The sequence below is a fragment of the Psychrobacter sp. TB15 genome (assembly GCF_000511655.1).
GTDB classification, from domain to species: Bacteria; Pseudomonadota; Gammaproteobacteria; order Pseudomonadales; family Moraxellaceae; genus Psychrobacter; species Psychrobacter submarinus.
In genome coordinates this window covers 120570-140875 of the sequence record NZ_AYXN01000040.1, presented here as the reverse complement: position 1 = coordinate 140875, position 20306 = coordinate 120570, and the positions used below count along the sequence as shown (strand labels likewise).

Below are 20306 nucleotides of genomic sequence, written 5' to 3'. Positions count from 1 at the left end.
GCTAAAATACAGGGCCTATGACTCTACAGACAGTGAGTCAAAACTGAATTAGGATTTGTGATGCCTCTCTCTGCGACTCACTCGATACCGCATCCGGTCAATAGCGAGCCGGCCTCAGCACTAGATATGCCCGTTTCTGCATTAGCAGGCGTGGGGCCAAAAGTTGCTGAGCAATTGGCGCAGTTAGGTATCGCGCGTATCTTTGATCTGTTACTGCATTTGCCAAGAGACTACGAAGACCGCAGTCGCCAAGTCGCTATCAGTGACGTGTCCCACGGACAAGCGGCGCTCATTACCGGCCGAGTCGTGCATATCGACAATAAGCGCGGCGGCATGACCGTCATTATCGATGATGGCACCGGAACGGTAGGCCTACGTTTTTTTAAAGTCTATCGGGGACTGGCACAAACGATGAGTTTAGGGACTCGGTTGCAGCTGTTCGGTGAGGTCAAAGTCAGCCGTTATGGTAAGCAAATTCATCATCCTGAATATCAGATCATCACCGATGGGGCGCCGATCACTGATATCGGCCTGCAGCCTATCTATCCGACGGTAAAGGGCTTGCACCAAAACAAGCTACGCACTTTGATTAAGCTGGCATTGCAAACGGTGCGTAGTCAAGGCCTACCGATGACGCTGTTTACTAGCGCTGATTTTGCAGTTGTCAGTGATTTACCGTTAGCGCCGTTTGAACCTAGCAAAGCTATTGAGCAAGATGTTGAGGATATCTTCTCAACGCTTGCTCGCAGCGTGCCAGATAATAGTAGTGTGAGTAAAGCTGAGCCTGCACCTTATAATCACTCAGAAGCGTACTATCCCGCTGCTGTCACTACTGACAATAAACAGCATGATAACGTCTATAATTTATCGATATTTGAAGCGTTAGTACTACTGCATACACCGCCGACTTATACCGATGCCGACCAACAATATAAGCTGCTGACTCAGCTAACCGCGCGTACGCATGCCGCTTGTCAGCGTTTGATTATAGAGGAGTTGACCGCGCATCAGCTCAGTCTCTTGTATCGCCGTCAACAGTTGCATCAGTATAAAGCGCCAAGATGTACGGCTCACAGTGCGCTGACTGATCAGCTGTTTGCCGCCTTGCCTTTTGAATTAACTGGCGCGCAGCAAAGGGTGATGAAAGATATCACTAGCGATATGGCGACTTCTATCCCGATGCTCAGGCTAGTGCAGGGCGATGTCGGTGCCGGTAAGACTTTAGTGGCGGCAGGGGCGGCAGGCTACGCGCTTGATAGTGGCTGGCAGGTTGCTGTGATGGCGCCGACGGAGATCTTAGCTGAGCAGCATTTGCTCAATTTTAGACAGTGGTTTGAGCCGTTAGGTATCGAGGTGGGCTGGCTTGCGGGTAAGCAAACGGCCAAGCAGCGCCGTGAAGCCTTGGCAGCGGTGGCGGAAAACAGCGTACAAATCGTCGTTGGTACTCATGCGCTGTTTCAAGATACGGTTGAGTTTGCAAAGTTAGGGTTAGTAATTATCGATGAGCAGCATCGTTTTGGCGTTGAGCAGCGTATGGCTTTGACCAACAAAGGCGTCGCCGGTAGCACCCCGCATCAGCTGATTATGACTGCAACGCCGATTCCGCGGACGCTGGCGATGAGTGTTTATGGCGATATGGATACTTCTATCATCGATGAGCTACCGCCTGGACGCACACCGATTACGACGGTGACCATTGACCGCAATCGCCGTGATGAAGTGATCGAACGTATCGCGGCTAATTGCGCTCAGGGCAGACAAGCTTATTGGGTCTGCTCACTGGTCGAGGAGTCTAGCGTCTTAGATGCACAAGCGGCTGAGGCGACTTATGAGGACTTAAACGAGCGCTTAGATATTCGCATCGGTCTGGTACATGGCAAAATGAAAGGCGTTGATAAGCAAGCCATTATGCAGGAGTTTAAGGCTGGGAAGCTGGATTTATTGATCGCGACGACAGTGATTGAAGTCGGCGTTGATGTGCCCAATGCCTCGCTTATGGTCATTGAAAATGCCGAGCGTCTAGGGCTATCACAATTGCATCAATTGCGCGGACGGGTAGGACGAGGTTCAACCAAAAGCTTTTGTGTACTGTTATACCAAACACCGTTATCAGAGACCGGAACTGAGCGCTTAAAGGTACTGCGCGATAGTACTGATGGTTTTGTTATTGCACAAAAAGACTTAGAGCTGCGCGGGCCAGGTGAGCTACTCGGCAAACGGCAAACGGGTAATATTGGCTATTATTTGGCGGATCTGATTCGTGATGAAGAGCTGTTCGCTATTGCCCAGCGTTTGGCGAGACATTTAATAGATGACCCAACGCGCAAAGCTGACGTCAGCCAACTCATCCATCGCTGGATGCCTGAGGCCAGCCGCTATACCAATGCTTAATAGTTTGCTCTGGCTACATCGCTGTTTTTAATGGACGCTCGGTTACTGATCGACAAGGAAGTAAGGCTATTATGGCTAATGAGCAATCAAGGTGTAAAGAGAAATCGTTTTGGTTACATAGCTATGGCCCTTATAGGGCGAATCCGCCACTGACCGCTGCTATAAAAGTGGATGTTTGTATTATCCAATCTCGATATGACGCCGGAGATCGGTTATCTGAACTCTAAAAAAATTATCTATAGCTGCGGCTGTATCGGTCATGGTGTCTCCCTGACGCACCTCAATGGCAAGCTAATCGCGCAACTCTTGAGCGAACAAGATAGCGATTTAACTGACTTTTGGATCGTCAATCGCAAAACCATTCGTTTGCCGGGCGATATTATCAGTTGGTGTAGCGCAAAAGTACTGAGTCAGGGCTTAAGCTTGGCCGATAAGTTCGATGAGCGTCATCTTTAGACTTAAGTCAAATTAATAATGCTATTAGCGACATTACGACCACTACCATGCTGCTCATTTGCTATCAGCAACAGCAAATTCTCAATGAGATTCAGTGACTTGCTCTCTTATTCTAGTACCAGAATATAGACGCGCAAGATACCCATACGCATTGACGCGCTAATGGGATAAGCTACAATGTTCAAAACTTATGCCTATTTTTTTGACTGTTTATCATCATTAACAGATGGATAGGTGTTAGATTTTCAGACGCTAGATTTTCGCTATGGCCCTTATCTATAGAGACCGCTTATGAGTGACCTTCAAGACCCTAATGGCAAGCCAGTTGTTGATGATAAAAAAACGCCTAGCAACGCTGACTTACCGCCTTATCGTCAACCTGAAGTCGCTAGCAATAGCACTAAAATGCCGCCGTGGTTGCTACCGGTCTTGGCGATTATGCTGGTAGTCGGCGTGCTGTTAGGAAGGTATTGGGGCACGAATGAGGCCGCAGGTGATGAGCAAGTCATTACCAGCTCAGATACAGTCAGTAGCACCTCTGAGGTAGACCGCGCAGAGCAAGCGGTACTGTCGGTAGAAACGGTAACGCCAAGCCAAGATAGCATCGGTAATAATTTGCGTGCTGATGGCACCATTAGCCCCAAAGATACCGCTAATGTCAGTGCCAAGGTCAACGGAGTAGCGATCGAACAAGTGCTCGTAGAAGAAGGTCAACAGGTCAAGGCTGGTCAAGTGCTTGCCGTGTTTGACTCCGATGCCGCCGAGCAGCAAATCCTGCAAGCCGAGGCGGAGGTTGCCGAAGCAGAAGCGACGCTCGCTAATGCTAGTGCCGATGCTGCTAGGGTATTGCCTTTGATCGATATCGACGCAATCAGTCGTCAAGAAGCGGATCGTTATCGTACGGCAGAGCTGCAAGCAAGAGCGGCATTACAAGCGTCAAAAGCGCGTCTCAGTAATCAAAAGCTAAATCTCAATAATTCGCAAGTGCTCGCGCCCGTCAGCGGTATTATCAGTAAAAAGATGGCGGAAGTCGGCATGGTATCAGCAGGCGTATCAGCAGGCGAGCCGCTATTTACAATTATCAAAAACGGTATTTTAGAGTGGCAAGCGGATATCGATCCTAAGCTTATCGGTGAGGTCACGGTAGGCACGCCAGTCAGAGTCAGCCTACCGAATAACCAATCGGTAATGGGTCAGGTAAGCCGCATTGCGCCAACTGCTGACAACAACCGCCAAATTACTATCTACGCCAGTCTCAATAAAGATCCAGCAGCGCGCTCAGGTATGTATCAAACGGGCGAGTTTTTATTAGGTAGCGCCAGCGCGCAAACCATTCCGAACGCGGCTATCGTGAGTAATGACGGCTATGATTATGTGATGCTAGTCACTGACATAAAGACCCAAGAGGGCAAAACCCTTGGTCGTATCCGGCAGCAGCGCGTGACTTTGGGTGAGCGTCTCGGCGATAAAGTCGCGGTAACAGAGCCATTGCCTGCCGATAGTCGTCTGGTTAAGCAAGGCGGCAGCTTCCTCAATGATGGCGATTTAGTGCGGGTAGTGGATGACAACACGGCTCAGCAAGCACAAGTAGCGACTGACGCGCCGCAGGCACCTTTATGAATTTAAATGTCTCCGCTTATTCGATTAGAAACCCACTAGTTGCTATTTTGCTCTTTGTACTGCTCACTTTGGGCGGTATTTATGGCTTTATGCAAATGAAAGTCCAACAGTTTCCGGATATTGATTTGCCAGCCGTCGTAGTGACTGTCACCTTGCCGGGTGCTGCGCCCTCTCAGTTAGAAAACGATATTGCTAAAAAGATTGAAAACAGAATCACCAGTATCGAGGGCATCAAGCATATTCGTACTACCCTTCAAACAGGTGCGGCGACGATTGCCTCGGAGTTTGTACTCGAAAAAGACATCCAAGAAGCGGTCGACGACGTACGCTCGGCAGTCGGTGAAGTCAGAGGCGATCTACCGGCAGCAGCGAACGACCCGATTATCACCAAAGTCTCGACCGCTGGTTTCCCTGTGATTACCTACTCAGTCGCCGCTGAGAATATGAGCGTCGAGGACTTGTCTTGGTTCGTTGATGATACCATTACCAAGCGCCTCTCTGATATTCCGGGCGTCAGTGAAGTTGGCCGTATCGGCGGACTTGAACGCGAGATTACCGTCGCCGCTGACCCTATTGCCCTAAGCGGCTTACAGTTCTCCATTGTGCAGCTCTCGCAGCAGCTGGCTGGTATTCAGCAAGACAGCTCAGGCGGTGAGGCCGAAGTCGGAAATACCACGCAGACCATTCGCGTATTGGGCGCGGTGGATCGTGCTGATGCTTTGAATAATTTGCAAATCACCGTACCAACTACCGGCACGACACAGGCGCTCGGGCGTCTGTCACAGATCACCGATGGCGCCGCAGACCCCACCTCAATCGCTAAGCTCGATGGTCAAACAGTAGTAGCCTTTGATATCACCCGCTCTCGCGGCGCCAGTGAGGTGGAGGTGATGGAGCGTGTCGATGCCGAGCTTGCCACCCTCAATGCAGAGATGAGCAATATCAGCGTCGAAAAAGTCTACGATAGAGCCACGCCAGTCGCAGAGGATTATCAGGCTTCGATAAAAATGCTAATCGAAGGCGGTATCTTAGCCGTTGTCGTGGTGTTCTTATTTCTAAAAAACGTCCGAGCCACTATCGTTGCTGCGGTAGCACTACCTTTATCAGTTATCCCGACTTTTTTGGCAATGTATCTGTTCGACTTTAGTCTTAATATCATCTCGCTATTGGCTCTATCTTTGGTCATTGGCGTGCTTGTCGATGATGCTATCGTTGAGGTGGAAAACATCATTCGCCATCTGCGCATGGGTAAGACGCCTTATGAAGCAGCGATGGAGGCGGCTGATGAGATTGGCCTAGCGGTAGTCGCAACGACTTTTACCTTAATAGCAGTGTTTTTACCGACCGCCTTTATGGGCGGCGTCGTCGGTCAGTTCTTCCGTCAGTTCGGTTGGACCGCGGCGTTGGCTATTTTTGCCTCATTAATGGTGGCACGATTGATAACGCCGATGATGGCCGCTTATGTATTACGGCCAGAAAAACATCGAGTAGAAAAACAAAGCAAGACCATGGACTGGTATCTCAAAGTGGTGTCTTGGACGCTACATCATCGCTGGCTAACGATGGGCGTGACTTTAGTCCTGTTTGTCGCCTCGCTGATGCTCGTCAAATTGCTGCCGACTGCTTTTATTCCGGATAATGACATCGATCAAACCCGAGTCGCCATCGAGCTGACCCCCGATGTAGCGCTAGAGGATACTGAGCGCGTCGCTGCGATGGCAAGCGAGCGTATCTTAGCGCTGCCAGGGGTGACTAATATATTTACCTCAGTGGGTGAGGCGCAGGCGGCGATGGATCCCAATTCTACTGGCGGCAAGTCAGATAATATTGGTAGTTTAGATATCGTGTTAGCGCCGCGTGCCGAGCGTGCCTCTAAGCAAGAGATTGAGCGTCAGATCAGTCAATTGCTCGCCGAGGTGCCAAGCGCGCGCTTTACCGTGGGTTTATCGAGCGGCGGCGAGACCGGTTATAACTTCTCACTTACCAGTACCAACCCTGAGATCCTGGAGCAAACCGCTCAGCAAATCATGGCAGATATTCGTAAATTACCGATGGCAGGTGACGTGACTAGCGATCGCAGCTTACCGCGGCAAGAGCTGACGGTCACCCCAGACCGGCTAGCGATGGCAGATTTGGGCGTGACCACCCAAGATATCGCGACCACGTTACGTATTGCCACAGTTGGCGATTATGAGCAGCAGTTGTCTAAGCTCAATCTCGATACGCGGCAGATTCCCATTGTCGTGCGCTTGCCTGATGTTGCCAAAGAGAACGTCAATCAGCTAGAAGGCCTCTATATGCCTAGTAGCAATTCTAGTGGGCCTACCGGTCAAGGCGTCAGAGTAGGGGAAGTGGCAAGCCTCGACTTCGGTACGGGTCCGGCGCAAATTAAGCGCTTAGATCGTGAGCGGGCTATTAGCATTACTGTACAGCCTGCTGATGGTGAGCTTGGAGAGCTGGTGCAAGCGGTGAAAAACACCCCGGCGATGCAAAATATACCCACGTCGATTACCATTATCGATCAAGGACAAGCGGAGAACATGGCCGAGCTATTTAGCGGCTTTGTTATCGCGATGACCGTCGGCATTATCTGTATTTTTGGGGTATTAATCTTACTATTTGGCAAGTTATTGCAGCCGTTCACTATCCTAATGGCGCTACCGTTATCGATAGGCGGCGCTTTTGTGGGCTTAGTGATTACTAATAGTAGCTTGTCAATGCCTTCGATGATTGGTTTTATTATGCTGATGGGCATCGCCACCAAGAACTCTATCTTGCTCGTGGATTATGCGATCATTGCGCAAAATCGCGGACTGGCACGCTTTGAGGCGATTATAGACTCTTGCCGCAAACGCGCACGGCCGATCATTATGACCACTATCGCCATGGGCGCGGGCATGCTGCCGCTAGTGTTCGGTTGGGGCGATGCCGATCCGACTTTCCGTCGTCCTATGGCGGCAGCGGTGTTAGGCGGTTTAGTGACTTCTACCTTGTTGAGTTTGGTGGTGATTCCGGTAGTTTATACCTTGATGGATGATGTCTCTAACTGGTTTAGCAAGTGGCTTGTGCCGCATGGCCGTGATAAACAGCAGGCTACTGATTAGGGCGCGATTATCTTGCTATGCTAGCATTCAAACACTCGAGACATTCGGATAATTTATGAGTGATGTTAAGGAGAAGACGGCTTCTGACCATCGACAATTATGGTGGATACCGCTTCTTTGTCTGCTGGTCGGCGGCGCTTTGTTAGGTATCGCTACTAACTTGGCTAAGTTTGCAGTTGAGATTGGCCTGACGCCATTAGCGTTTTTATTTTGGTCGATCAGCGGCGCCGCTATCATTTTATCAATAGTGGCTTATATGCGCGATGAGGTGTTGGCACCAAGCGCTCGTAGCTTTGAGTATTACGTCATCGCAGCTCTAGTCAGCGTGGCGGGTTCTAACTTGATTTTCTTCTCAGCGATTCCGCATGTCGGTGCCGGCTTTGTGGCACTGATTATCTCTTTACCGCCACTGCTTACCTATCTTGCTGCGCTTGTGATAAACATAGAGCGTTTTAATATTTGGCGCGCGTTTGGTGTGGCGGCGGCGCTTGCTGGCGCCGGCGTACTTGCTGCACGTAAATTCTCAGCGCCGGAGGCCAGTGTGTTTTGGATAGCGTTGGCACTCTGCGGACCGGTGCTTTTAGCTATTGGCAATATCTATCGTAGCCTGCGCTGGCCAGATGATGCATCGCCTATTGCACTGGCGCCAGGAATGCTGATAGCCGCCGCTGTTATACTAGGCTTAGTTGGTTTACTGCCAGGTTTTACGCTAGCTGTTCCGCTGGCTACGGCGCTGCCTATTGGCTTAATCGTCTTGCAAGCTAGTATCTTTGCCGGTCAGTTTTTATTATTGTTTGTACTACAAAAGACAGGAGGTCCGGTGCTACTCAGCTTACTCGGAGCAGTTGGTGCAGTGGTGGGCGTACCGGTGGCAGTATTTTTGCAAGGAGAGGCAATACCAGAAGGTTTAGTGTTAGGCGGATCATTGATCGCACTTGGTGTGGCGCTAGTCACGTGGGGCGGGTTAAAAATGACAAAGTGAAGCCGCTGTTAGTCTTAATACTTGTCTCATTGATGTATAACAGTCTACTAAATTACTTTATTTATAACGCTTAGCGTCTGCTAGCCATTGCTCGTAGGGCGTAGCTGTAACTTTGTGAATTATGATTTAGACGTTTAGATATCCGCTATAGTACAGCGATCTAAAATACAGGCTTTATCCAGATGAATATGACTGTCATAAAAGCCGCCACAGACAAACTTACCTTGAGCATCGTAACTCGCGGCTGCTGGATTTGACTGACTGTCTTGACTGTTAGCATTATTGTCAGCTATCTCCTCAATACGAGCGATATGCTGATCTGTTATTAGAATATTGACAAGGGTTTTATGAGTCGCTAAACGAGCGTTTTTTATGATTAAGTCAGTCATTATGAGTTATTCCATTAGGTGATATTGGATTAAAAATAGTGCAAGTTAAACAGCTTTTCTCGAATATTACGACCAGCCTGCCGCGCCAAAGGAGAACGAAAAACTCAATAATTATTGAGTTTTTCTTTAAGCGGTAGCTATATAGCGATGACTGGTTGGTTATAGTGATGCTAAGAGTCGACTTATTTATTATAATAGCCGTCACTGAAGTTATCATGTAGACTATCTAATTAGTTAAATATAATAATTTAGATTCACTAATTATAGTGTGGTTTTATTATTAATACACAGTGATAGCTTTAGACAAAAAACGGCGCAAATGACCGCTTTATTTTTAAAATAAAGTATAAGTGCTTCACCATTTAAAATAATTGAGGAAAGAAAATGTCAAATATCGATCAGTCTTTACAAGAGTTAATGCAAGTTGATGGCGCTATGGGTACCTGTATTGTCGACTATATGTCAGGTATGGTGCTAGGTATGGCTGGTGGCGGCGTGGATTTAGAGCTTGCTGCTGCTGGTAACTCGCAAGTGGTCAAAGCCAAAATGGCGACGATGGAATCATTAGATATCAAAGGTGAGATTGATGATATCTTAATTACTTTAAGCTCGCAGATCCATATTATCCGCCCAGCTTCAAAGCACGAAGGTTTGTTTTTGTACTTGGTACTCGATAAAGCTAAATCAAACCTAGCTTTGGCGCGCCGTAAAGTACAAGGCATCGAAGGCAAGCTTGAGGTATAAAAAGCTTGAGATACAAGTAATCTTCACGCTTCTCATTATTGAATTATCGCTCTTCCTGCCACTTCGAAGAGCGACAGCTCGATGCTCACCCTTTAACTATCAGTAGCTATCGGCATCGTTGAACAAGCTACTTTATATGCCTTATTTAAGTGAGGGCAACATGAAATGTATTGCGTATGTCAGTAGAACCACTGCCAATGAGCGCGGTATCAATCTGCCTGCCGGTTTGTCAAACATCGTGCAGATATCTCGCAAACGCAATCCAGCCGCGCAAATCTCAGGTGTTCTATCCTATCGCCGAGGCCAATACGTGCAAGTGCTAGAAGGGCCGGCTATCGAGATCGATAACTTGATGAAAAAGGTATTGGCTGATCCTAGGCATGACGATATATGGGTGTTTGTCGATGAAAAAGTGACGAAGCGTAGCTTCGATAATTGGAGGGTCAGTATCTTTGATTTTATCGATCAAGGCCCTATTTTTAAGACATTTATTGAAGACCATCAACAGACATTAGATGCTTTTACGTTTGAGCAAAAAGCACGTCTGCAAGATTTTATCAATTTAGGCAATAACAATGCCGTAGCGACTCATTATTACGATGGCAAATATCTAAAACTGCTGGCATGGCCTGACCTTAATCGGACCAGTCAACCGCAGCTGATTATGAATCTTTGCGTCAAATTGACCAAAAACCCTTATCCTTTTGACAGTTTAGTCGCGAGTGATGAATTTGGGACTTATGATCAGGTCACTGATATTATCAAAGATTTTGAGTCATTAGGGATACTGACGGTGACCGAGCCTGCGCCCAGTGCTGTGTCAGAGCCGGCTAAACCACAAAATATACCAGCAAAAAAACCGAGCAGGTTTTATGGTGCGATTAAAAGATTTTTAGGAATGGGGTAAGCAGTGGACTATCAGAAGCTAGCGATAATCGGAGAAGTAGGTGCCGGAAAAACTCAGCTGGTCAAGACTTTAAGCGAGATAAGTCCTCTTGAAACTGAAGCTAAGTCTAGTATCGATATAGGCAAAGAATATACGACTGTCGGTATCGATTATGGGCGTATTACTTTAGCCGATGATATGGCATTAGGTATTTATGGGGTGCCAGGTCAAGAGCGTTATTCTTTTTTGTGGGAGTTTGTCAATAGCTCTTTGTGGGGTCTGCTTATTTTGATTAAGTATGGCGACACCCCTGACTATAATAACTTGGACAAACTGCTGACTTTTTTTGCGCCAGAAAAAAACCAGACCACTTGTATCGTAGGAGTGACCCACTGTGAGGACGCCGACCCTGCAAGCCTAGCGGCGCTAGGACAAGAGGTTAGAGCGGTGCTCATGCATCATAATGTAGTCGCGCCTATTATCAATGCCGACCCTAGAAGCCGAGAGTCCGCTATTGGTCTATTGCAGCTATTTAATACTCTTAATAATGAACAGTAATGTTAGATACGATTATGGTAAATGAAAACTCCCAAGCAAAAGCGGTGCTCTCAAGCTGTATCAAAGAGCTTTGTGAAGCCAATAGAGAAATTGCGCTCGTGACTTTGTGTACCACTGATGGCTTTCCCATTAGTTGTTTTTCGATAAACGAGCTGAGCAATCAAGCAGATAAGTTTGCGGCGATGAGTAGCACGCTTTCAGCACTCAGCGATTCGTCTGCTAGTCAAATGCAGCAAGGAGAGTGTGAGATCACTATCGTGGAGGCGACGTCGGGTAATATGCTGTTTGTAAAAACAGACTATTTGAGTAAGCCTTGCGTGCTGACTATGGTTGCCAAAAACAAGATGACGTTAGCTGAAGCCAGATATAAGACGAAAAGACTCGCTAGTGAGATAACGGCTATCAGTACATAAAGCGACTCAAGATATCCTCTAAGCTTATAAAAAGCGCTGACTGAATATGATATTTAGTCAGCGCTTTTTTATTAGCTGGTATAAGCGAGCTACCATAAGTTAGGTGCTATACTCGATAAACAAACATTATCAGCATGGCTATAATCAATACTCATAGGCGGCTTATATAAGGTGTATTACCAATCACGATATAAAATCAATACCGAAAAAGGGAAGCGCCATCATGGAAAGATTTCAAGATATTAGTATGTTATTAGGCCGGGTGTTCTTATCACTGATGTTTATTGTATCAGGATTTAATAAGATCACTGACTATGCTGGGACCCAAGGATATATGGAGTCTATGGGCGTGCCAGCATTGATGTTGCCATTGGTTATTATACTTGAGCTGCTCGGTGGCATCGCTATTCTTATCGGCTTTAAGACTCGTATAGTTGCTCTTTTATTCATCGGTTTCAATGTGATATCCGCGCTCTTATTTCACAGTGATTTTGGCGATCAGACACAGATGACGATGTTTATGAAAAACATCGCTATCGCTGGTGGGTTTTTATTGTTATTTGCGCAGGGAGCTGGCGCTTATTCTGTTGATAATCATAAATACTATTAACATAAGCAACTAGCATAAACTGCTGATGCAGACTGCAAATAGCATAGCCGTAAACAGCTCAGTGCTAGCGTCGGTCTCTATAAAAACCATCCATTGTTCTTATTATAAGAATAGTTATTTGTTTTTAGTGCTGTTTATCTGTCTATAGTTAATAATTATAATAGGCCCATCGCTTAAACAAGCCAAACGAATATAAGGACAAATTATAAAAACGATCTATCATGCAGCAGACTCTCGCGGTAATGCCGATCACGGCTGGCTAAAAAGCCGTCACACTTTTAGCTTTGCCAATTACCACAATCCTGAGCGTATGGGCTTTGGTGCTCTTCGCGTCATCAACGATGACCAAGTGATTGCCGGACAGGGCTTTGGTAAGCACTCACATCGCGATATGGAAATTATTAGTATCCCACTATCGGGTAAGCTTGGTCATGGCGATGATATCGGTAACAACGGTATCATCGAGACCGGAGAGATCCAAGTGATGTCAGCGGGTACTGGTATCACCCATAGCGAGATGAATGCTGATAATAATGAGCCCGTGAAGTTCTTACAGATTTGGGTCATCCCAAACAAAGCCGGAGTTACGCCGCGCTATCAGCAGCTGCGTATGGATGAGAATATGCCGCACAATACGTTCAATCAAGTGCTGTCATCTAATGCAGACGACGCTGGCGTGTGGATTCATCAAAACGCTTGGTTCCATATGGGCCGCTTCGATAAAGGCGTGACTGAAACTTATGAGCTAAAAGATGCCAATAATGGTGTTTATGTACTAGTGCTAGAAGGTCAAGTGACCATCAATGATAGCACTTTAGATACTCGTGATGGCCTCGGTATTTGGAATACTAAGAGCTTTACAATGGATGCCAATGCAGAAGCTCGCGTGCTGCTTATGGAAGTACCTATGTAAATATTGAGTGTAGATATTGAGTAAATACTGAGTAGGTGCTGAGATGAAGTGTGGAATAGCGCTGATATATAGTACTACAGTGCGGCGTAATGATACGGTAGCTAAGATTACAACTGATATCACTAAAATAGCTATGTCTTATATTGCGACTATAGCTATTTTAGCATCATAATCGATAACACATAATAAGAGGCGCACGATGAGCATTCAAACCCTAGAGCCAAGAATAGCAGACGTCGGTGGTATCCCTATCGCGCGGTTATTACCCAATACTGGCAAAAAGCCTATCGGTGCTTGGTGCTTTTTGGATCACGCTGGCCCCGCTGAGTTCGGTCCCGATGACAGTGGTATGCAAGTCGGTCGCCATCCGCATACCAACTTGCAAACCTTTAGTTGGATGCTCAATGGTGAGGTGCTACATAAAGACAGCTTAGGTAATGAGCAAGTCATCACCAAAAACCAAGTCAACGTCATGACTGCAGGCACCGGCCTAAACCAAGGCATTAGCCATACCGAACAAAGCGTATTTCCTGATACTGGTGGCTCGCCTGATGCTGCGCGTGCCCTGAACATGGTGCAGCTATGGATCGCATTGCCCACCGATCAAAAAATCGAACGCGGTTTTCATCATTATCCCAATCTGCCTACTTGGACAGAGGATAATGCCGAGATGATACTGACTACGGGTAGCTATACCACAGCGGCAGGCGAGCGTTTCGAGGCACCTACGATTCAGTACTCAAAAATGGTTGGTATCGATGTCTACTGGAAGGAAGATGGAGAAGTGACCCTTACTCTAGAGCCAGGATTTGAGTACGGTATCTTAGTCTCAGAAGGTGAAATTGAGTCAGAAGGTAAAGTTTGCCCACAAGATCAGCTACTGCGCTTTCATGATCACGATGTGGCTAATAATAAAAGCATCAAGTTGGTCGCAAAAAAAGGTACTCGCGTGATGTTTATCGGTGGTGAGCCGCTAAACAACCAAGTACTACTGTGGTGGAACTTCGTGGCCGATAATAAAGAAGAGATCGAGCAGTCTATTATTGATTGGAACAATGGTCATGAGCGCTTTGGCAATGTTGACTCAGATATGAAGCGTTTGCCTGCCCCTGAACTACCAGAAGGCTTTAAAGGATAAAGGAAAAAGAAATCTATAAATGACTATTCGTTAAGTTAGCTTCTAAATTGTAATGTATTGCTTAGTTTAATTACAAAAAGAGAATATGGCTTGAGTCCGAATGTCTTTACAATATCTTCATTAAATTAAGTTCCATGTTTTATTTTTAATCAAAATCTATTGGAGAAAATGATGTCAAATTTACAAGATCTACAGCAATTAGCCGAAAAGCGTCGTTCTATTTACGCGCTAGGCGATCAGCTACCAGTGTCTAATGAAGAAGTCGTCAAGCTAGTTGAGCATGCGCTATTGCATACGCCCTCATCATTTAACTCACAGTCTGCCCGTCTAGTTGTCTTATTTGGCGAAGACCATAATAAACTGTGGGATATCACAGAAGAGACCTTAAAAGCTATCGTTGGCGATAATGAGCAGTTCCAAGCCACTAAAGACAAAATCGCCGGCTTTAGAGCGGGTGCGGGTACGGTACTATTCTTCGAAGATAAGGGCGTCGTCAGAAGTATGCAGGAAGCCGCGCCACTATATGCTGATCAGTTCCCAATTTGGGCACACCAGACCAACGCTATGCATCAGTATGTGATTTGGACGGCGCTTGCTAGCCTAGATATTGGAGCCAACTTACAGCACTATAATCCAGTTATCGATCAAAGAGTCGCTGCAGAATGGAATATCGCTGACGATTGGGAACTAAACGCCCAAATGGTGTTCGGTAGCATTGAGCAGCCTGCAGGCGACAAAGAGTTCAAGCCCGTTGAAGAGCGCATGAAAGTATTTGGCGCGTAAGTTACTGTTGTAAATACAACAATAGCCAGCACTAAAAATAAAACCCCGCTACTATGAATTTAGTAGCGGGGTTTTATTTATGAGAAACGGTTTGCACGGTAATGGCTACAATTTTATGATAATAGTCCCCTCTCCAAAAGCGTTATATCAATATAGCTTACAAATAACCATGAATTTTATTCATCTTATCTTTAAATAACATCGTTTTTATTCATGTGAGGTTCAAGGTATGATTCATCCCATACACAAATTAGCTTTTATCTGAGGCCTCGAGACGAGAGCTATCAGAGTAGTAAAGGGGACTATCATGACTCAGCCATTTACCTATACCATATCTAGCATACGTTTTGATGAACACTATCAGCCTGCCGACAGCACGCGACTAACGACCAACTTTGCCAATCTAGCGCGCGGCGTAAACCGTCAAGACAACCTTTGTAAGACACTGACAATGATAAACAACCGCTTTAATGATTTAGCGCATTGGGACAATCTCAACGCCGATCGTTATTCGGTAGAGGTTGATATCATCTCAGCAGACTTAGACGTGGCAGGCGACGGTCATACTTTCCCCAGTATCGAGATGCTACAAACCACGATTGTCGATCACAAGGATAACTCCCGTATCAGCGGTATGGTCGGCAATAGCTTCTCATCTTACGTGCGCGATTATGACTTTAGTGTGATACTGCCAGCGCATTTTGCCAACCATCCAGAATCAAAGCCGCCAGCGGAGTTTGGTGTGCTGCATGGTAAGCTATTTCAGCATTTATTGCGTTCAGACGCTTATCAAGAGCAGTTTGATAAGCAGCCGGTGATTTGCTTGAGTGTGTCCAGTAAGAGAACCTATGTGCGTACGGGCAACCAGCATCCGGTATTGGGCGCGGAGTACAAACAGGATGAACATTCATTAACTGATGATTACTTTTATAAAATGGGTCTTACGGTGCGCTACTTTATGCCGACAGGAAGCGTAGCGCCATTCGCATTTTATTTCGCCGGTGATTTGCTCAGCGACTACAGCGATCTGGAGTTGATTAGTGCTATTGCGACGATGGAGACTTTCCAGAAGATTTATCGCCCTGAGATTTATAATGCCAACTCCAGAGCAGGCGCGGTCTATCAGCCCAGTCTCAATTACCAAGACTACTCAAAGACGCAAGTGGTGTATGACCGTGAGGAGCGCAGCCAGCTGGCAGTGAAGCAAGGCAAGTTCACCGAAGAGACATTTATTACGCCTTATCAAGATATTCTAGATGAGTGGGCAGCAGGCTTTGCGGTAGACAAAAGCGCTGATGAACAAGTGGCTTAATAGAGCTTTAGATATTAAATATTACGATACAAAAGATGAGACAACATGGATATATTATTACCGACCTCAACCGCTGGCAGCTTGCCCAAACCCTCATGGCTGGCCGAACCTGAGAAAATCTGGTCACCTTGGGCATTAGAAGGTGATGAGCTGATAGAGGCAAAACAAGACGCCTTACGTCTGACCTTACAAGAACAGCAACATGCAGGGATAGATATCGTCAGTGATGGCGAGCAAACCCGCCAGCATTTTGTCACTACATTTATCGAACACTTAGACGGCGTCGATTTTGAAAACCGTAAAACCGTTAAAATTCGTGATCGCTATGAAGCAAGCGTGCCATCAGTCGTGGGTGCGGTGAGCCGTCAAAAGCCAGTATTTGTGGACGATGCAAGGTTCCTACGCGCGCAAACCGATCAGCCAATCAAATGGGCGCTGCCCGGCCCGATGACCATGATCGATACGCTGTATGATGGTCACTACAAGAGCCGTGAAAAACTGGCATGGGAGTTTGCTAAAATTCTCAATCAAGAGGCCCGCGAGTTAGAAGCGGCTGGTGTGGATATCATTCAGTTCGATGAACCTGCATTTAATGTATTCTTCGATGATGTCAACGACTGGGGCATTGCGACACTAGAGCGTGCTATAGAGGGACTTCAATGTGAGACAGCAGTACATATCTGCTACGGTTACGGCATCAAAGCCAATAATGACTGGAAAAAAACGCTGGGCTCAGAGTGGCGTCAGTATGAGCAAGCGTTTCCTAAATTGCAGCAGTCCAATATCGATATCGTCTCATTAGAATGTCAAAACTCGCATGTGCCCATGGATTTGATAGAGCTCATCCGCGGTAAAAAAGTGATGGTTGGTGCAATCGATGTCGCCACTAATGATATTGAAACTCCTGAGGAGGTAGCCGATATGCTACGCAAGGCCTTACAGTTTGTCGATGCGGACAAGCTGTATCCCTCGACCAACTGCGGTATGGCGCCGTTGTCTCGTGAGGTGGCACGCGGCAAGCTACATGCGCTGAGCGCTGGTGCGGCAATCGTGCGGCAAGAGCTGAGCGTTTAGCAAAACTTAACAAGTTCTGGCTTGTTTAAGCTTATGAGTGGCCTCAGTTAACAAGGTACTTATAGATTTAACGTTTCTCAGGATTGTAGTAATGATAAAAGATATGATTGAAGCCACTGATTTTAGAGATGCCATGGCGCTATTGCCCACGGCGGTCAATGTGATCACCACCAATGGTCCGTCAGGCACTCATGGGTTTACTGCCTCGGCGGTATGTAGCGTCACTGATACACCGCCGACACTGCTGGTATGTATGAATCAAGCGGCGCGCTCGCATGGGCATTTTGTGGATAATAAAGTCTTGAGCGTCAATGTGCTTGGTGCCCAGCATGAACACTTATCCAATGCTTTTGCTTCTAAACTAAGCTCAGATGAGCGCTTCGAGCAAGGAGTTTGGACTGAGCTTGTGACAGGCGCGCCTATCCTGAAAGATGCGCTAGTGAGCTTTGATTGTGAGATTGAGCACATTCAAGAAGTGGGTACGCATAGTGTGCTGATGTGCCGAGTGGTCGCTATCAAACCTCCAGAATCCCCAAGCGGGCAAGATGAGAGTTTAGTGTATTTTAACCGTGCTTATCATTACGTCGGTCAAGTTGAGCTTGTATAAGTCATAACTGGCATTAATATAGAGCACTTGCTCAGAAAATAAATCAATATAAGAAGACACTATCCCGTGGAACTACTCATTTTTTTAATCATAGGTGCACTAGCAGGTTTTGCGGCCGGGCTTTTCGGCGTGGGCGGTGGCACCATTATCGTACCGCTGTTATTTATCGTCTTTACCCAAATGGGCTACGATGCCGATACCATTATGCATCTGGCTTTGGGGACGTCGCTTGCGACCATTATCGTCACTTCGATCAGCTCGCTGATGGCGCATAATAAAAAGGGCGGCGTCATGTGGCCGGTCTTTAAAAATCTAGCACCTGGTTTGGCGCTAGGGTGCTTTTTGGGAGCAGGGATAGCAGGGCAAATATCAGGGTTATATCTGCAGCTGATTGTCGGGGTGTTTTTACTGTGGGTCGCTTATAGAATGTTTACCGCTGGTAAAAGACGTACACATATGAGTGATGCGAGTCATACGCCTGTGGTATTACCGTCTAAACCCAAGCAACTTGCGGCAGGTGGTGTTATTGGTGTGGCTTCGGCCATTTTTGGTATTGGCGGTGGCAGCTTAACGGTGCCATATCTCACCCGTTATAATGTGGTCATGCAAAAGGCGGTAGGCACGTCGGCGGCGTGTGGTTTGCCTATTGCCATTGCTGGTGCGCTCGGCTTTATGTTCTTTGGTATGCAGCAGCAAGTTGATGTACCCAATACCATTGGCTTTGTGCATATTTATGCCTTTTTGGGCATTGCGAGTATGAGCTTTTTTACCGCTAAAGTTGGGGCAAAAGTCGCTCATATGCTCTCACCGCCACTGTTAAAGAAGTGCTTTTCGGTATTGTTATTCGTAGTGGGACTTTATTTTCTTTATAAGGGGTTGGTTTGAAGGTAGCTTGGGCTTAGGAGGATTTCCAATCAATGCTTTTAGAGTGAAGGGGCTTTATTGAGGTACAGCCTACGTATTGCGCGGTGCAAACATAATAATAGCCATACCTAGCAGTGCCACTGATGTCCCTAATATATCCCATGTCGTTGGCCGAATACCATCGACCGCCCATAACCACAAAATTGCGATCGTGACATACACGCCACCGTAGGCGGCATAAACTCTGCCAACAGCGGTTGGATGTAAAGTTAGTAGCCATACAAAAGCGGCCAAACTAAACGCACTAGGGACAAGAAGCCATATAGACTTACCTTCTCTTAGCCATAAGTAGGGTAAATAGCAGCCTACAATCTCTGCTAATGCCGTAACAGCAAAAAGCCCAACGGTTTTTAATTCAGACAAAACACTTACCTCTTTAGTCATTGGTGTTGTGGCGTTAGCGTGTATTGTCTCACTATAAAAACACTTTCAAAAAACACACTATTATGTACATTAGATCTTTACTAATGACCTGAACCTTCAACACTATCTACCCAATCAAACGCCTCCAAAATGTTCATCCATTGCTCATCTAATCCTGCTTGTATGAGCAAAGGCTCACCGGTGACGGGATGACTAAGCGCTAAACACTGCGCATGCAGCAGCATCCGCGTACACTCATATTGACTACGAAAAAATCGATTGTGCCGTCCATCACCGTGGCTAGTATCGCCTACTATAGGATGGAATAGATGTTTCATATGCCGGCGCAGCTGATGCTTACGCCCTGTCTTAGGTATCAAACGCATAAGACTATAGCGGCTAGTGTCATGCTTTCTTGATACCGCAAATGGCAGCTCTATTTGAGCCAGACGTTGCCAATGAGTCACTGCTTCTTGGGCAGGCTTGTCCAAATTGGCAAACTTGTCAGCGATGGCATCGGGCTTAAAACTTAATGCATAATCAACACTACCTTGCTCTGACATAAACCCGCGCACCACGGCTAAATATTGCTTGGTGACCCTGCGCTCCGTAAACGCCTCGGTCAGACTGCGCGCCACAGCAGCGCTTTTAGCAAAGAGCAATACCCCTGAGGTTGGTCTATCCAGTCTATGTACTGGATAGACATGACAGCCTACCGCATCACGGGTCAGCTGCAAGGCAAAGCGTGTCTCGCCCTTATCTAGCCAGCTTCGATGCACGAGTAGACCTGCCTCTTTATTGATTGCTACCAAAAATTCATCCTCATAGAGGATCTCTATTGGATCGCTGTGTTGGTCAGTGTTGCCGTTGTCGTGATCCATATTCATATCGTCAGCGCCCATACTGTAGAGACTATTATTATATATCTACTGCCTTTTATACCTATCGTCTTTACCGCATTGATAACGGCATAGTAAATTTGTGTCCTGTCTATAATTTATAAACAAATGTACGATAATATTAAGGTATCGACGAGTTG

Annotated in this window: 20 protein-coding genes; 17 read left to right on the top strand and 3 right to left on the bottom strand. The window is 46.6% G+C overall.

Going from position 1 to position 20306, the window contains the following annotated elements; all coding sequences use genetic code 11:
- The first annotated feature begins 60 nt into the window (after window positions 1–60).
- From recG to W234_RS0110500, 5 genes are all read left to right on the top strand, one after another.
- Window positions 61–2391, top strand: coding sequence for an ATP-dependent DNA helicase RecG (gene recG / locus W234_RS0110520; RefSeq protein WP_025646811.1), 2331 nt, complete (start codon window positions 61–63; stop codon window positions 2389–2391).
- A 171-nt stretch (window positions 2392–2562) separates the two neighbouring features.
- Complete coding sequence (locus W234_RS0110515; protein ID WP_025646810.1) at window positions 2563–2847, top strand: FAD-dependent oxidoreductase; 285 nt, start codon at window positions 2563–2565, stop codon at window positions 2845–2847.
- Between the two features lie 291 nt (window positions 2848–3138).
- Window positions 3139–4467: an efflux RND transporter periplasmic adaptor subunit gene (locus tag W234_RS0110510; protein ID WP_025646809.1), complete on the top strand. Its 1329-nt coding sequence runs from the start codon at window positions 3139–3141 to the stop codon at window positions 4465–4467.
- Complete coding sequence (locus W234_RS0110505; protein ID WP_025646808.1) at window positions 4464–7571, top strand: efflux RND transporter permease subunit; 3108 nt, start codon at window positions 4464–4466, stop codon at window positions 7569–7571. Before W234_RS0110510 ends, W234_RS0110505 begins: the two co-directional genes overlap by 4 nt.
- A gap of 55 nt (window positions 7572–7626) precedes the next feature.
- Window positions 7627–8553 carry a DMT family transporter gene (locus tag W234_RS0110500; protein WP_025646807.1) on the top strand — a complete coding sequence of 309 codons (927 nt, stop codon included), beginning with the start codon at window positions 7627–7629 and terminating at the stop codon, window positions 8551–8553.
- Between the two features lie 134 nt (window positions 8554–8687).
- Here W234_RS0110500 and W234_RS0110495 read toward each other — a convergent pair whose 3' ends face one another.
- Window positions 8688–8942, bottom strand: a complete 255-nt coding sequence (locus W234_RS0110495; protein WP_025646806.1) for a hypothetical protein — start codon at window positions 8940–8942, stop codon at window positions 8688–8690.
- A gap of 384 nt (window positions 8943–9326) precedes the next feature.
- Between W234_RS0110495 and W234_RS0110490 the strand changes: the two genes are divergently transcribed.
- The 12 genes from W234_RS0110490 to W234_RS0110430 all read left to right on the top strand — a co-directional run bounded on the left by W234_RS0110490 (window position 9327) and on the right by W234_RS0110430 (window position 18865).
- On the top strand, window positions 9327–9686 hold the full coding sequence (locus W234_RS0110490; protein WP_025646805.1) for a hypothetical protein: 360 nt from the start codon (window positions 9327–9329) through the stop codon (window positions 9684–9686).
- Window positions 9687–9846: 160 nt separating this feature from the next.
- Window positions 9847–10593 carry a BLUF domain-containing protein gene (locus W234_RS14230; protein ID WP_025646804.1) on the top strand — a complete coding sequence of 249 codons (747 nt, stop codon included), beginning with the start codon at window positions 9847–9849 and terminating at the stop codon, window positions 10591–10593.
- Window positions 10594–10596: 3 nt separating this feature from the next.
- Window positions 10597–11130, top strand: coding sequence for a GTP-binding protein (locus W234_RS14225; RefSeq protein ID WP_025646803.1), 534 nt, complete (start codon window positions 10597–10599; stop codon window positions 11128–11130).
- Complete coding sequence (locus W234_RS0110475) at window positions 11130–11543, top strand: roadblock/LC7 domain-containing protein (protein ID WP_025646802.1); 414 nt, start codon at window positions 11130–11132, stop codon at window positions 11541–11543. The genes W234_RS14225 and W234_RS0110475 overlap by 1 nt, the downstream gene beginning before the upstream one ends.
- 223 nt (window positions 11544–11766) lie before the next feature.
- The gene (locus W234_RS0110470; protein ID WP_025646801.1) at window positions 11767–12153 is read left to right on the top strand and encodes a DoxX family protein; all 387 of its coding nucleotides are present in this window, start codon (window positions 11767–11769) and stop codon (window positions 12151–12153) included.
- 205 nt (window positions 12154–12358) lie between these two features.
- Window positions 12359–13066, top strand: a complete 708-nt coding sequence (locus W234_RS0110460; RefSeq protein ID WP_025646800.1) for a pirin family protein — start codon at window positions 12359–12361, stop codon at window positions 13064–13066.
- A 199-nt stretch (window positions 13067–13265) separates the two neighbouring features.
- Complete coding sequence (locus tag W234_RS0110455) at window positions 13266–14204, top strand: pirin family protein (protein ID WP_025646799.1); 939 nt, start codon at window positions 13266–13268, stop codon at window positions 14202–14204.
- 171 nt (window positions 14205–14375) lie between these two features.
- Entirely contained in the window at window positions 14376–14987 is a 612-nt protein-coding gene (locus W234_RS0110450; protein ID WP_025646798.1) for a nitroreductase family protein, read from the top strand.
- Window positions 14988–15294: 307 nt separating this feature from the next.
- Entirely contained in the window at window positions 15295–16299 is a 1005-nt protein-coding gene (locus W234_RS0110445) for a DUF1852 domain-containing protein (protein ID WP_025646797.1), read from the top strand.
- 45 nt (window positions 16300–16344) lie between these two features.
- The gene (locus W234_RS0110440; RefSeq protein WP_025646796.1) at window positions 16345–17373 is read left to right on the top strand and encodes a methionine synthase; all 1029 of its coding nucleotides are present in this window, start codon (window positions 16345–16347) and stop codon (window positions 17371–17373) included.
- A 103-nt stretch (window positions 17374–17476) separates the two neighbouring features.
- A complete protein-coding gene (locus tag W234_RS0110435) occupies window positions 17477–17980 on the top strand; it encodes a flavin reductase (RefSeq protein ID WP_025646795.1) in 504 nt (167 codons plus the stop codon).
- Window positions 17981–18046: 66 nt separating this feature from the next.
- Window positions 18047–18865, top strand: a complete 819-nt coding sequence (locus W234_RS0110430; protein ID WP_025646794.1) for a sulfite exporter TauE/SafE family protein — start codon at window positions 18047–18049, stop codon at window positions 18863–18865.
- A 69-nt stretch (window positions 18866–18934) separates the two neighbouring features.
- On the opposite strand, the gene W234_RS0110425 is transcribed toward W234_RS0110430, so the two are convergent.
- On the bottom strand, window positions 18935–19267 hold the full coding sequence (locus tag W234_RS0110425; protein ID WP_025646793.1) for a YnfA family protein: 333 nt from the start codon (window positions 19265–19267) through the stop codon (window positions 18935–18937).
- A gap of 101 nt (window positions 19268–19368) precedes the next feature.
- Complete coding sequence (gene truC / locus W234_RS0110420) at window positions 19369–20154, bottom strand: tRNA pseudouridine(65) synthase TruC (protein WP_198013367.1); 786 nt, start codon at window positions 20152–20154, stop codon at window positions 19369–19371.
- Window positions 20155–20306 lie beyond the last annotated feature (152 nt).